General features: G+C 25.3%; 9 protein-coding genes. 7 read left to right on the top strand and 2 right to left on the bottom strand.

Annotation, left to right across the window (positions count from 1 at the left end; translation table 11 throughout):
• Positions 1-6 precede the first annotated feature (6 nt).
• The 4 genes from CNEONATNEC86_RS10480 to CNEONATNEC86_RS10495 all read left to right on the top strand — a co-directional run bounded on the left by CNEONATNEC86_RS10480 (position 7) and on the right by CNEONATNEC86_RS10495 (position 5,897).
• Positions 7-1,773: a dynamin family protein gene (locus CNEONATNEC86_RS10480; protein WP_159135959.1), complete on the top strand. Its 1,767-nt coding sequence runs from the start codon at positions 7-9 to the stop codon at positions 1,771-1,773.
• Between the two features lie 26 nt (positions 1,774-1,799).
• A complete protein-coding gene (locus CNEONATNEC86_RS10485) occupies positions 1,800-3,593 on the top strand; it encodes a dynamin family protein (protein ID WP_125149718.1) in 1,794 nt (597 codons plus the stop codon).
• A gap of 261 nt (positions 3,594-3,854) precedes the next feature.
• The gene (locus CNEONATNEC86_RS10490) at positions 3,855-4,889 is read left to right on the top strand and encodes a C40 family peptidase (RefSeq protein ID WP_159135960.1); all 1,035 of its coding nucleotides are present in this window, start codon (positions 3,855-3,857) and stop codon (positions 4,887-4,889) included.
• A gap of 192 nt (positions 4,890-5,081) precedes the next feature.
• Positions 5,082-5,897, top strand: a complete 816-nt coding sequence (locus CNEONATNEC86_RS10495; RefSeq protein ID WP_159135961.1) for a hypothetical protein — start codon at positions 5,082-5,084, stop codon at positions 5,895-5,897.
• A gap of 78 nt (positions 5,898-5,975) precedes the next feature.
• On the opposite strand, the gene CNEONATNEC86_RS10500 is transcribed toward CNEONATNEC86_RS10495, so the two are convergent.
• A complete protein-coding gene (locus tag CNEONATNEC86_RS10500; RefSeq protein WP_159135962.1) occupies positions 5,976-6,158 on the bottom strand; it encodes a transcriptional regulator in 183 nt (60 codons plus the stop codon).
• A 240-nt stretch (positions 6,159-6,398) separates the two neighbouring features.
• Here CNEONATNEC86_RS10500 and CNEONATNEC86_RS10505 point away from each other — a divergent pair, with 240 nt between their 5' ends.
• Positions 6,399-7,325 carry a ketopantoate reductase family protein gene (locus CNEONATNEC86_RS10505; protein WP_159135963.1) on the top strand — a complete coding sequence of 309 codons (927 nt, stop codon included), beginning with the start codon at positions 6,399-6,401 and terminating at the stop codon, positions 7,323-7,325.
• 528 nt (positions 7,326-7,853) lie between these two features.
• Here the strand turns inward: CNEONATNEC86_RS10505 and CNEONATNEC86_RS10510 are convergent.
• Entirely contained in the window at positions 7,854-8,642 is a 789-nt protein-coding gene (locus CNEONATNEC86_RS10510; RefSeq protein WP_159135964.1) for a histidinol-phosphatase HisJ family protein, read from the bottom strand.
• Between the two features lie 184 nt (positions 8,643-8,826).
• On the opposite strand from CNEONATNEC86_RS10510, the gene CNEONATNEC86_RS10515 reads away from it, so the two are divergent.
• Positions 8,827-12,933: a DUF445 family protein gene (locus tag CNEONATNEC86_RS10515; protein WP_159135965.1), complete on the top strand. Its 4,107-nt coding sequence runs from the start codon at positions 8,827-8,829 to the stop codon at positions 12,931-12,933.
• A gap of 231 nt (positions 12,934-13,164) precedes the next feature.
• Positions 13,165-14,874: a methyl-accepting chemotaxis protein gene (locus CNEONATNEC86_RS10520; protein WP_125149714.1), complete on the top strand. Its 1,710-nt coding sequence runs from the start codon at positions 13,165-13,167 to the stop codon at positions 14,872-14,874.
• Positions 14,875-15,103: the final 229 nt, after the last annotated feature.

The raw sequence follows: 15,103 nt of genomic DNA on the forward strand, positions 1-15,103 counted from the left end.
GATACTATGACATACATGGAATTACTTAATGATGATAGATTTAATTATTTAATAGATAAATATTTCAATCATGAGGGTCAGGGAGAAGAATATAAAGAGTATTTTAAGCATTTTATTGAGAATCTAGACAAAAATGAATTGATAATGCCAGTTTTAGGTGTACAGGGGGCTGGAAAAAGCAGCTTTTTAAATGCGATTTTAATGGATGATAATGTTCTCCCCACTGATGTTGACGAAACAACTTGTGTTCCAGTAGAAGTTAAGTTTGGTGAAAATACTGATGAAGCTATTATATATTTTCATGATAAGCCAAAAGAAAAGATAAATATAAAGGAACTAGAAAAGTATGTTCATAATGATTATAATGAAGCAAATAAACTTAACGTTAGTAAAATAATAATTTTTAATGACAGTGAAATACTAAAACAAGGATTAGTCCTTGTTGATTTACCTGGTGTTGGAAGTTTAACTCCAGAGAATCAAAAGACAACATTAGATTATGTAAATAGACTTGCTTTTGCAATTTTTGTAATTAGAACTAACCCTCCAATAACTAAGACTGAAAAAAACTTTATAAATGCATTATGGCCTAAACTTTCAAATACAATTTTTGTTCAAAATAAGTGGAATGATGAAACAAAAGAAGATGCAGAAGATGCAAAGGAACATAATGAAAGTGTAATACAAGGAATCAGTTTATCGCATAATGAAGATAAAGAAATTCATGTAAATGTTGTAAATGTATATGAGGCTCTTAAGAGCAAGCTGACCTATAATGATGAAGAATATAGGAATTCAGGAATAACAAATGTAATAGATGAAATTAGAAAAGTTGCTATAGATTATAATAAAACTTTAGAAGGCAATTTGAATATAAAAATACAAGACTGCTTTGAAAATATAGAAAGAAAGATACAAACATATAAAACTGTGTCTTTAAACGAAACTAAGGAAAATGAATTTGATAAAGAAAAAAAAATAGAAGGAATTAAAGACATCATAAGTGAGAATAAAAGGAACTTTAAAAAAATAAGAAATGATGCAGATTACAGTCTAGATCAGCTTATAGAAAATGCTAATTTATTAATAGATGAAAAAATAGCAACATTGACTAGAGATTTAAAGAGAATTATAAACAAAGGAATAGTTGATGGAGAAAAACTTGGAATGATTTATAAAGAATTATCAGATAAAGCAATAAATGAAATCATGGATGAAGTTTTAAACAGTACAAGTAGGATAATAAAGGATATTAATGATAAGCTTGGAGATATTACAATTAGAGGCTTTAATGGAACGTATGAAAATATATCTTTTTTTAATAAAGAAAGTGAAATTAAGTATGAAAAATCACTTCCATCACTTCTTGGATTATCTGGAGGATTAATAGGAACAATAACTGCAGCATCTGCACTTGGTGGCCCAATTGGAATTTTAGCTGGTATGGGTATTGGAATTATGTTTTCTATTTTAGGAGATTATATGAGACAAAAAATAGTAAAGACAAGAGCTGATTTTACTATGAAAGATATGAATCCTATGATAGAAGACTTAAAAAATTATCTAAAAGAAGAAATCTTAGATGATTTAAGGGCAAAGCAGATAGAAATAGATGATTCAATAAAAGATTTTAGAAAATCCTTAGAAAAGAACTTTAAAGATGATATTATTATAATAGAGAAACAATATGAAGGAACATATACAAAAGAGCATATAGAGAAATTTGAAGATGATTTAAAATTATTATATGAGCTTAGAGAAAGCTTCAAATAAGTTTAAGTTTAAAAGGAGACGAGAATATGAATATATTTGAAGAGTGCATAAACAGACAAAAAAGAATAGATAGAGTAGTCAGGGAACTTGGAGTCGATAGGATAATAAATAAAAATATATTAATAAAAGAAAGAGTTGTAAATCCAAGTCATTATGTGGTTATGCTTGGGGAAACAAGTTCAGGGAAAAGTACACTTATAAATAGTCTTTTTGAAAATAAAGTGCTTATTGAAAGCGTTAAGCCAACAACAAGTGTAATAACAGAAGTGGCTATATCTAATAGTTGCGAAGAGATGTGCTTTTTAATAAATAAGGATAGTACATATAGAATAATTGAAAAAGAAGAATTTGATAAGCTTGTGGTAAATCCTCCAGAAAATCTACATAGATTAAGATATATTGGAGAATGTAAAAATGAAAAATACGATAATTTAAGATTATTTGATACTCCAGGTTATGGATCACTTGAAAGCTATCATGAAGAAGTTCTTAAAGAATTTATTCCAGAAAGTGATTTCATAGTATATGTAGTATCTTATAAAGTTGGATTTGGTGATTATGATTATCAATTTTTAAAATATGTTGCAGAAGCAATTGATAAGGATGTAGAAATAGTTTTAGCAGTTAATATGTGTCCTTCTGGAGTTAACGAAGAAAATAAAAGAATAAAAGAAATAAAAAGTAATTTTGAAAAATGTACAAATAGAGATCCAAACACATTTTTAATAGAAAGCAGCATTGATAAAATACCAGATGCTACTAAGCTTTATGATTATATATATGAAAGAATAAACTCAGAAGATAAAAAAGAAGAATTGGCTAAAACTTTAAAAAGCTATCAGGATTTTATATTAAATGAATGTAATATAAAAATTAACTCTAAAATTGCAAATATAGAAGCAAAAAGAGGAGATATTAAAGAAATAGCAAATATCTATAGTACTTTATTGGATAAAAAGAGTGGAATAATTGAAAATATTGAAAGAGGATATACAAAGATAAAATTAAATACAGTAAAATATATTGATAAATCAGCTTTAAATGTAAAAGAAGAAATAAGCAAAATAATATATGATGAAAGCAAGTGGTCAAAGAAAGAAGAAACATTAAATCTAATGGAACATTATTATGTGCCAAAGTTTACTAATGAACAAACAGATGATTTAATAAATTATACTGAAGATGAGATAATTTCTTTAGAGAGAAAAATAGATGAGGTTTTAGAGGCTTCTTTAAATAACTTAAAGGAAAGAGTGAGAATAAATATTCCTTCATACAGTGAAGTTATGGTAAATGTTATAGATCAGCATTTAGGCGATGAAATAAAAAAGATGACAGGAGAACTTTTAAGACAATCTGAGCATTCAGAAGAACAGGCAAAAAACAGCACATATAAGAACCTTAAAAGATTAAAAGTAAATAATGAAAGCATAAAAACTGATCATAATAGGAAACAATTTTTTAAGGTAATAAGAGCTACTTCAATAAAGGCGATCACAGAATATCTAGCAGTGTTCACAGAGTCAATTTTTTCTTTATTCCAATCAATTAATTGGCAAAAGTCAGTTGAAGATATGGCAGTAAATGCAGTAGATAGATGGGCTAATGATTTAGAGTATGCAGTTAAAAAATACTTGGATGTATTAAGAGATAAAAAGAAATCACAAATAGTAGCCCTTTATAATGAATTAAGTCACGAATTTAAAAATGACGGAAATGAACTTGAAAATATAAATTCAGAAGAACTTTTAAGACTTAAAAATGAAATAGACTTTTTATTAAATAAATGTTTATTAATTACTTTAAATAAGAAAAATTAATGCTTATATTAAACCATATTCATAACTAAAGGCTTAAGTGATATTCAAAAATATCACTTAAGCCTTTATATTTTTCAAAATTATTAAATTTAGTTAAGTTTACATACAGTTAAGTTTTTTATAATATTAAAAAGACTTAATTTATTTTTTGATTGAAGATTAATAAATATTTAATAATTACGAAAAAAATTTGACATAAACTTGTCTTATAATAGAATAGACTAATATATGATTCTGTATACATAAACAAAAGGAGAAAGTATGAATAAGAATATAGGAAAAATAGCGATTATAGGATTACTATTTAGTGGAACTACTCTAAATTATATAACTGTAATTGCTGCACCAATGGAGCAGGCAGAAAGAATTACTCAATCTGAGGAAGAAAGTAATTCACTTGAAGAAGTTATATTAAACATACAAGAGTGTGATAACAACATAGAAGAAAAGATGGACAAATTACAAAAGCTTCAAGAAGAATTGGATGCTAAAAGTGAAGAAATCAAAGTTAATGAAGAAAATATAGAATCTCTTGAAAAAGAGGTTGAAGAAAGAGACAAACTACTTGCTGAAAGATTAAAAGAAATTGAAAACAGTGGAGGACTTAAAGTCACACCATTAAAATATATAGAGGCAATTTTAAATTCAGAAAATCTATTAGATGCAATAAACAATCTAAATTCTATTTATAGAATCTGCAAAAGTGATGCAAAATTAATTGAAGAAACAAAAGAAGCTAAAGAAAATTTAGAGAATACTAAAGAGAAAATTGTAAATGATAAAAAGAAGCTAGAAGAAGATAAAGAGTATGTTAAAGAAGAACTTTCAAAATTAGAAGAAGAAAAAGCAAAACTTATTAAATACATTGAAGAAAATAGTGAACTTTTAAATGTTACTAATGGAACCATTGTTCCAATTGAACTTCCAGATGGAATTTCAGAACTTGCTAAAAACTTAATAAATACAGCACAAAGATATTTAGGTGTTCCATACCTTTGGGGAGGAACAACACCAAGCGGATTTGATTGCTCTGGTCTTATGCAGTATGTATTTGCAAAAGAAAAAATAAGTATACCGAGAATTTCTCAAGAACAGCAAAAAGCATCAGAGCCTATAGATATAAATGATGTAGAGCCAGGAGATTTAGTATTCAATAAGGAAAGCGATTCAACACATGTTGGCATGTACATAGGTAATGATAAATATATACATGCTCCTCATACTGGTGATGTTGTTAAGATAAGTACTTTAAGTACATCAAATATGAAATACGCAGGAAGAGTAATAGATCAATAAATAGCAATGGATAAGACATTTTATTAAAATAAATATAGTCTCCACGTCATATAATAAATTTTAATCAAAATGTAGAAAGTAAATTTATAAAAAATTAAATAGTAAATAGTTTTGCTATATTAATAATGAATATATTTGTGGTATACTTGTGACAATAATTAATAATACATACAAAAGAAACGAGGTTTGAATATGAAGTGGTTAGATAAGCTGGAGAGAAAATTTGGAAGGTATTATATTCCAGATTTGATGCTTAAGGTCATTATTGTCAGTGCAATTTTATATGTAGTAACTTTTTTTATTTTAGGTGATACTAGTTTTATTAATTCAATGATATTAATTCCTGGAAAAGTCATGCAGGGGCAAATATGGAGACTCATTACCTTTATATTTATTCCTCCATTAACAACTAGCTTGTTATCAGTAGTTTTAACTCTTTACTTTAATTATCTTGCAGGTGTAAGCTTAGAACGTGAATGGGGAGAATTTAAGTTTAATGTATATTTCTTCTTTGGTATGATTGCCACAATAATAGTATCATTTATAACAAAAAGTCCAGTAGATGGTACTAATATAACATTATCAATATTTTTAGCATTTGCTAAGATATTTCCAGAGTTTACAGTTTTATTATTCTTTATAATACCAATAAAGATGAAATATCTTGGATACTTATCATGGGCAATTGTTATACTTAATGTTGTAAAATCACTTATAACAGGAAATTATGGATATACACTAGTTTACTTATTACCATTACTAAATTATATAGTTTTCTTTGGAAAAAGTAATTATAAAAATACAAAGATAAATGCTACATCTAAAATTAGAAAAAATAAATATCAGAAGGCATTTAAAGTGGTAGAAATGCCATATAAGCATAAATGTACAATTTGTGGTCTTACAGATGCAGATGATAAGAATATGCAATTTAGATATTGCAGCAAGTGCAAAGGACATCACGCATATTGTGAAAAACATATATATGAACATGAACATATAAAATAATTAATATATAGAATAAAAACAAAAAGATTCTATTTATACTTAATACAAGTAAATAGAATCTTTTTGTTTTTATGTAATTTAATTATTTGCAGGCTCCCATTTGCAACGTACAGGAGAAACTATAGCTTCTTCTTTTTTTAATTCTTTAAATGCTTTGTCAATATCCTTACGATCAAGTCCAGATAACTTTTCAACTTCTCCAGCACTTAATGGTTTCCCAGCTTCTTTCATAATGCTCAATATTTTTTCTTTTATTTCCATTTCAATCTCTCCTATCATATAATAGTAATTATTAATTAATATTATATATGCAGATATAGAAAAACACAAGACATAAAATACACTTTTATAATCAATAATATGATAATATATAAATAAAGAATTATTTTAAGGAGATGTAAAAAGTGAAAAGATTAGTATAGAGTCATAGAAAAAGAGTTGTGTTTTATTTTTATAAAATAAGAAGAATATATATGATAATTTAAAAGGGGGAATTATACTATGAAGTACTTAATTATTGGGGCAGGCGGAACAGGAGGATGCATTGGAGCTTATCTTGCAAAAGCAGGAAATGATGTGACTTTTATTGCAAGGGGAAAGCATCTTCAAGCAATTAGAGAAAATGGATTGACAGTACATTCGGCAAAAATAGGAAATTTCACTATTGATAATGCGAAAGCATGTACTATGGGTGAATATGATGATGTACCAGATGTTATTTTTGTTTGTGTAAAGTATTATTCTCTAGAAGAAACTGGTGCATTCGTAAATAGAATAGCTAAAGAGGATACATTAGTAATACCTATTTTAAACGTATTTGGAACAGGAGAAGTAATGCAGAAGTATTGTCCTAAATGTACTGTTTTAGATGGATGTGTTTATATTTTCAGCATGATTGAAGAGCCAGGTGTAATTAATCAGCCTACTTCTATTTTTAAAGTGTATTTTGGTTTCAGAGACAATCAAAATAGAACCATGGAAAGTTTAGCAAAGATTGTTGAGAAAGATTTAAAGAGTTCAGAAATAGAAGCTTGCCTTAGTGACAATATTAAGCGTGATACTTTACAAAAGTTCAGTTTTGTTTCACCTATGGGAGCAGCTGGATTATATTATCATGGAGTTGGTAGTGATTTTATGGTTCCTGGTGAAAAACAAAATACATTTATTAGTCTTGTTGAAGAAATAGAATCATTAGGACATGCTATGGAAATCGTTTTTGAAGAAGATATTACAACTGTTAATATGGAAATATTAAAGGGTCTAACAAAGGATTCAACAACTTCTATGCAGCGTGATGTTGAGAAAGGTGGTCCTTCTGAATTTGATGGATTGGTTCACAATGTTGTAAGACTTGCAGAAAAGTATAATGTGGAAGTGCCTACTTATAAAAAGATTAGTAAATGGGGAAAGTCAGAGAATATAATTTAGGATTATAAATAAAAGGTAGTTTTTAAATAGATTATACAAAAAGAAAATCAATATACATTGATGAAAATATGTAGATGAATATTATATGCCTAATATATTATAATTTACCGATAGATAAATTGTAATTTAAGCAAGAGTCCAAATTTTATATTTGGCTGCTCGCGCTTACTCCTATGAACGAATGTGAATAGTGTGTTTCCTTAAAATTACCAATTATCAATTTTCAATAATCAATGAAGGAAAAAAAGCTTAAAGCTTTTTAATTATATATATATTGCATTGTTATGGCATTAGCCATAACATCCGCATTTAATAAGAAATATAGATATCATATTATTTAAAAGAATGAATTTTGTGATATTACTTATTTTAATAATACTAATAAATAATTTTAGATTAAACAAAGAAATAGAGCTCTCATGTTCTTCACAAAGCATACAATTTAAACCAAATGCAAGATCTGGTTTCTCTGCTTATGCAAAGTGACCAGAACTGAAAGTTCTATTTTAGTTGATATCACTTAATTCACTATATCAGTATTCCATGTTTGGTTCTTTTATTAAAAGTAAATACATATTTAAAATCTAAGCTTTTTAGAATATCATATGTATAAGAAATATTTTCACCAACTCTTATAGAATCATGAGCGTCTGAACCAACTGTAATTATTTCTCCATTTAAGTCTTTGTACATTTTTAATATTTCAAGTTTTGGAAAAAGTATATTATTATGAAGACCAGAGGTATTAATCTCGATTCCTTTTCCTCGAGAAATAAGAGTCTTTAATATCTCATGTATATATTCTTTATATTTAGATAAATCATATATACCGTAGTAATTAAAAGCGTATCGTTGAATAATATCTAGATGGCCAAGAACATCAAAGTCACCAACTTCTGAAAGTATAAGAATTTCTTTAAAATAATCTTCATAAGAAACTTGTTCTCCATATTCTTTTAAATTAGTGCGAAGTCCTTTATTGTTTACATTATGTACGGAACCGATTATAAAATCTATGTCATTATTTTTATAATATTTATCAAAATCTTCTTTATATAAATGATATTCTCCAGATTCAATTCCAGCTTTTATTTTTATTGAATCTGAGTAAATTGAAGATAATCTTTCTATTTCATTTTTATAATCTGTAAATTTGAAAGTTTTATAGCTTTTATCTTCAGGATCAAAGCTTACATGCTCTGTAAAGCAAAGTTCATTTATGTTATTTTTTATTGCTTGAATTACAGCTTCTTCCATACTTTGCTTTCCATCAAAGGAAAAATATGAATGAAGGTGATAATCACTTAAATATTTCATTTTTTATTTATATCCTTTCTTTTTTATAGTCATAAATTAAATAGTATGTTAAGTGTGAATTATGTGCATAATCATATTAAATCATAAATTAAATTTATTTAAAAGGTAAGATGATAATGTATAGGATTTCTATAAAATTTGTAAAAAAATAAGTAATGTTATAAAATAATTTAAGGTGATGAATATGAGTATAAATGGAAATTTAATGTTTTTAATTCTCCAAGGAATTTCAGGAGGGGCTTCAGGATATATTACAAATAAATATGCTGTAAATATGCTGTTTAAAGAATATACTCCTTTAAAATTTGGTGGAGTAATAAGAAAAAATAAACAAAAGTTTATTGAAGAGCTTAGTGAATTAATTGAAAGAGATATTATAAATGGTAACACTTTAAAAGAGAAAATTTCAACAGATGAATTTAAAATGCAGCTTAAAAGTATGTGCACAAGTATTCTTACAGTTAATTTAAGAGAGTCAATAAATGAATTGAAATTTCAGGATATATCTAATTTCTATGAATGTAAGAATGCTTTTAGAGAGTTTACCAAAGAAAACTTAGAATTACTTATGAGTGATTTTGTAAGCAATTTTTTGAATAACTTTGATATAGAATCTATTTTATCGAATGCTCAAAAAGCTAATATAAGTAATAAGCTGTATAATTTGATTTTAGATACTCTTGAAAAAGAAGGTATAACTCAAGAGCTGATACTTGATTTATATAATGAAAATTCAAATATTAAAATTTCAGAAATATTAAATGAAGACAGTAAAAATAAAATAAAAGAAGAAATTGAAAAATATACAGAATTAATAATAAAAGATGTTTTTGAGGATGAAGAAAGTTTAAAATCATTTATAAATAAATTATGTGAAATTTTAAAGATTGATGATATTATTGATAAATTACAGGAATCGTTAAAAGAAAAAGAAATAGGATTTTTTATCAATGCAGAAAAAATAGAAAATTTTATAAATTCTAATGATTTAAGAATAATTCTAAAAGATATTATAGGCAAAATATATGAGGAATTTTTAGAAAGTGATAAGTATATATATGAAATATTGCCAGAAGAAACTAATTCAATTATAGAATCTATTTTAAAAGTGATTATAGAAAAAAGTACACCATATATATGTGAATATGTTGTACATAATAAGGATGAAATTAACAAATTAATAGAAGAATCTATTAATGAAGCCATGGTTGGTTTTGATAGCTCTATTAAAAATTTAATAATTAATAAGGCAAGAGATACTTTCTTAAGTGATAATCCTTCAAAGACTAATGCTGTTAATAAAATTGTAGAATATATTGAAAATTATTCAACAAATGAAAATGTGCCAAAAGACCTAAGCGAATATATTATTAATTACTCTAAAGATATAAAAGTAAGTGATATAGTTAAAAATTTAGATAAAGAAATTGTTTATGAAAAGCTATTTATGAATGATGATTCTATAATTAAAGTCATTATAAATAAACTTCTTAAGAAAAAGATTAAGGATGTTATAACATTTGATTTAAAAGAGTTTTTAAATGATAATGGCAGTGAATACATATATAAGATTATATTTGAAAATAAAATTAATCTATCAAAGAAAATTTCACAATTTATATGTGAAAATATAAATAATAAAGTTGATGAATTATATAATACTGATTTAAAATCAATAAATTTCATAAATAACAATATAGATAATATATCAAAAAATTCATCTAAGTATATTTTTGAATTATTTAAAGAAAATGAAGAAACTATAAAAAAATATATTAAGAGTAAAGTGCAGACTTCAATAAGTGAAATAAATTTGAATGAAGAATTTATTAAAAATAAGATCTTTGTAGAAAGTATGTGCATAGAAAAAGTACTAAGTATTGAAGATGAAATAATATCTAAATATGAGGATAGTAAAGTAATAGATATAATAGAAAAGATAACAAGCAAAGAAGAAGTTATTGAGCAGTTAAATGAAGAAATCTTTACTTATGTAAATAACAATTTAAATATTATACTAGATCAAAAGGTTAAAAAGATAGTTTATGATAACCTTATTACATTTAATGAAGATGAAATCTGTGATCTTGCGCAAAAATTTATGGGAAATGAATTAAAACCACTTTCGATTTTTGGTGGAATACTTGGAGGAATTACTGGACTTATATTTGGACTATTCTCTGCTAATATTAATACATTTGGATTTTATAATAATAGTTTAACAACAGTTACTTCATGCTTGTTAATGGGAATTATAGGTATTATGACAAATGTAATAGCTTTAAAAATGCTTTTTCATCCATATAAGAAAAATAAGTTTCTTGCAAAGATTCCGTTTTTAAAAAACTTTGCATTAGGATATATTCCAGCACATAGAGAAAGTATGGCAGTTGGCATTGGAAATGTGATTGAGGATAATCTTCTTAATGCATCAAAAGTCAAAAGTTTATTTGAAAATAAAAAAAATTACTTAAAGATGTCATTAATTAATAATATTGAAGGTAGTAATTATGAAGTATTATCAAAGCTTATTGCTGCCAAAAAAGAGACTTTAAGTAATTCGTTGTATAAAAGAATTTTAAATGTATTACAAGATGAGAAAACAAATAATGATTTATGTAAAAGTATTAAAAATACTAAAATAAATAAGATTGTTAAAAAAACTCATTTAGATAATTTGTTTAATAATTTTATAAAACAAAAAGATTCTATAGAAAATAATATAATTAACTATATTGAGAGAAAAATTCAAAAGGAAGAAAAAATAAAAGATATATTAAATGATGAAATTTTATTAAAAATTAATAAATCTATAGAAAATGAAATATATTCAAATATTAAGAGTTTTACATTTTCTTTAGCAAAAAAAGATTTTATAAAAAACATGTTATTTAGTAATGATGAATGTTATGTAAATTTAATAAATAAATCTATAAAAGACTTCTTAAATGAAGAAAAACTTGAAAGTATAAATAAGTTCTTTGAAGTAAAAATAGAAAAATTCTTAAAAGAAGATTTTAAAGTTCTTGCAGGAAAATTTGTAGAAGATTATTTAACAAAAGAATTGAGTAATGAAAATACAGTTGCAGATGTATTTGATGGCTATGTAAGATTAATACTTAATAGAAATTTATATAGTATAAGCAAAAAGTTAAATGATCAGCTTGTGAAATATTTAAATATAAATAAAGATGAAATAAGTTCATTGGTAAAAAATATCATAAGCAGTCAATTAAACTTTTTAGAAAAAGGTTTATTTTTAATGGCTGGAGGGAATAAAATTGTAGATGAATGCGTAGATATTATGGTCTCTAAAAAGACTCCAGAATTTATGAATGATAACCTATATGAAATTATATCTGTACTAGAAAATATGTTAAATAATTCATTATATGTGACTGAAATAAGTGAATTTAATATAAAAGTTGAGGATATTAACATACCAAATACAGTTAATTCTATTTTTGATGTAGGTGAAAACATAGATTTAAGTAAAGAGATAGAAAGCATTAGTTATTATTTGTGTGAATACATATGTAACATAAAAGTGGATTATATAAGAAGCTTTATAAATGAGAATTGCATAAATGAAGTGCATATGATTCAGGAGGAGATTTCAAGAAATATAAATGACGATTTAGACGAAATTTCTAGATATATAACTAATATGTTAAAAGAAAATATTATAAAATATATTTATGATGTTAAAGTAGAAGAAATATATGAAAACATGAATATAAGATATACTATTAAAACTATTCTAAATAAAGCATTAGATATTAGTATTCGAAAAGATAATATAAGTAGTATAATAAAGAATTTTTATGAAAGTAATTCAAATTTAACTTTTAAAGATTTTATTGATGAAAATGTATTATTTACAGATATAAAAGAAAATCTAATAGGATTGTCTAAAAACAATGAATTTAATGTTGAAAATATGAGATTAATAAATATAGTAGTAGAAAATGCAATAAGAAATAATATGGATTTTATAAATAATAGTGCAAAAATGGATCTGACAGAATATTTTTCAGAAGCTATGATGTCTGGTGCAATTGAACATACAACTAATATATTAAAAGGTATCAAATTAAAAGAAGTAACTGAAAAACAAATTTCAGCTATGGACCCTAAAGAAATTCATATGTTATTTGATTCATTTGCAGGCGATTTCTTCAAGAAACTTTATTTATATGGAAGTTTCGGGGCAGTTTTTGGTATTAATGTATATTTATCAATAATATTAGTTATAGGAGATGCAGTATCAGAAAAAAACATAAAGAAATAAGTTTTAATAAATAGATAAAAATCACTTTAAACACTACGGTAAATACTGGAAGTTTAAGGTGATTTTTATTATTAGAATGAAAATCATATGTTGCATTAAAGGAAAAAATACAATTTATTGACAGAGCACATATAAAAATATAAAATACAAATGTAGATATTGGGTATAAAGTATATTTATTAAAATTTTTTATAAATTTAATATTTGAAGATGAAAGGGGCATAAATAATAATGAAATTAAAACTAAATTTTTCCATGAGAATTTTACTAATTACATTTATTCCTATTATAGGAATATCGTTATTTTTAACGATACTAAATATAAAGGGATTAAGCAAAACTAGTGATAAGCTACTAGAAGAGGAACTCAGAAATACTGGAATGACTATTTTACAAAATTATGAATCATCAAATACTGATAATTATGAATATAAGAACGATATTTTTAGTAAAGGAGATATAAAAATATCAGAAGAGTTTAATTATATTGATAAACTTAAGGAAAAAACAGGATTATACGTTACAATATTTTATAATGATACAAGAGTAATAACTAATATAATGAAAGAAAATGGTGAAAGATTTATTGGTACAAAAGCTGACCCAAAAGTCATAGATGCAGTTATAAAAAATGGAGAAATGTTCTATACATCTAATATATCTATAAATGGTATAGAATGTGCTGCTAATTATATTCCAATAAAACAACCTAATGGGGGACAAGTTATTGGAATGGTTTTTGTAGGAAAAGATAGAACTATAGTTGATAGTGATATGTCTAAATTAAATACTATATCCTTTATATGTCAAATAGTAATAATTTTAATATTAAGTCTATTAGCATCTATATCTATTAGACAAATGGTCAAAGTAATGAAATATTCTACTAATAACCTAATAAAAGTGAAAGACGGTGATCTTTCTATAAAAATTGATGAAAAAATGCTTAAAAGAACTGATGAAATTGGTGATGTTATAAGAGGAACAGATAACTTAATACAATCTTTAAGAGATATTTTAAATAATATTATAATAACATCAAAGACGTTGGAAGCCTTTTCAAGCAATTTTAATGAATCAGCTGAAAATATTAGCGGTTCAATGGCAAATATAAATGCAGCAGTTGGAGAAATAGCTAATGGTGCAACATCACAAGCCAATGAAACTCAAAATGCAAGCTCTCAAATTTTTGATATTGGAAATGCTATAGATGTGACTAAAAATCATGTTGAACTTTTAGATAGTAGTTCTAAAAAGATGCGCGAATATAATGATAATGCTAATTATACATTAAATGAACTTTCAGAAATTAGTAACAAAACAAAAGAAAGTGTAGGCATAGTTAAATCTCAAACAGATTTAACAAACAGTTCAGCATTAGAAATTAGAACTGCAACAGAACTTATAGCTGATATTGCAGATCAAACTAATTTACTTTCGCTTAATGCAAGTATAGAAGCAGCAAGAGCAGGAGAAGCTGGAAAAGGATTTGCCGTTGTTGCAGAAGAAATAAGAAAGCTTGCTGATCAATCACAAAATTCAGCAAAAGTAATAGCTGACATAGTTGAAAAACTCATTAAGAATTCAAATACAAGTGTAAGTACAATGAATGATGTTGAAACCATAATTAATGAACAAAACAATAAATTAGATTCTACAAAAAAGATATTTAAATTTGTTAATGATGAAATCATAGGAGTAAGAAATGTAACAGTAAAAATTTCTGAAGAAATAGCAAACTTAAATAATTTAAAAAATAGCTTATTAAACAGCATTGAAAGTTTAGCAGCAATAGCAGAAGAGAATGCTGCAAGTACTGAGGAAACATCAGCTTCAATGACTGAATTAAGTCAAGCTATAGATAAAACTTCAGGTGAGGCAGAACAATTTGTACTTTTATCAGAAGAATTAGTAAAAAGCATAAGTAAATTCAAATTGTAAAAATATATTTATTAAAATATAGTACAACATAAATATGTTGTGTAGAATAAGAGTTTAGTGGATAGCAACCGAAATTTAATATATGATATGCTCGATTGTATGGAAATTTCATCTAAAAATTCTAATGGCAGAGGCTGCACCCCAAAATTTTTGCTCCAAAAAGCAAGTTTTTGGACAAACAATTTTGGAACAGCCTCTGCCAAAGAATTTAAAAGCTTAAATTTCCAAT

The sequence above is a fragment of the Clostridium neonatale genome, assembly GCF_900465025.1.
In the GTDB taxonomy this organism is placed as follows: domain Bacteria; phylum Bacillota; class Clostridia; order Clostridiales; family Clostridiaceae; genus Clostridium; species Clostridium neonatale.

Excerpts from the sequence above, each read along its gene's own strand:
- CNEONATNEC86_RS10520 (WP_125149714.1), top strand. The coding sequence starts at position 13,165 with ATGAAATTAAAACTAAATTTTTCCATGAGAATTTTACTAATTACATTT.
- CNEONATNEC86_RS10495 (WP_159135961.1), top strand. The coding sequence starts at position 5,082 with ATGAAGTGGTTAGATAAGCTGGAGAGAAAATTTGGAAGGTATTATATT.
- CNEONATNEC86_RS10490 (WP_159135960.1), top strand. The coding sequence starts at position 3,855 with ATGAATAAGAATATAGGAAAAATAGCGATTATAGGATTACTATTTAGT.
- CNEONATNEC86_RS10480 (WP_159135959.1), top strand. The coding sequence starts at position 7 with ATGACATACATGGAATTACTTAATGATGATAGATTTAATTATTTAATA.
- CNEONATNEC86_RS10500 (WP_159135962.1), bottom strand. The coding sequence starts at position 6,158 with ATGGAAATAAAAGAAAAAATATTGAGCATTATGAAAGAAGCTGGGAAA.
- CNEONATNEC86_RS10515 (WP_159135965.1), top strand. The coding sequence starts at position 8,827 with ATGAGTATAAATGGAAATTTAATGTTTTTAATTCTCCAAGGAATTTCA.
- CNEONATNEC86_RS10505 (WP_159135963.1), top strand. The coding sequence starts at position 6,399 with ATGAAGTACTTAATTATTGGGGCAGGCGGAACAGGAGGATGCATTGGA.
- CNEONATNEC86_RS10510 (WP_159135964.1), bottom strand. The coding sequence starts at position 8,642 with ATGAAATATTTAAGTGATTATCACCTTCATTCATATTTTTCCTTTGAT.
- CNEONATNEC86_RS10485 (WP_125149718.1), top strand. The coding sequence starts at position 1,800 with ATGAATATATTTGAAGAGTGCATAAACAGACAAAAAAGAATAGATAGA.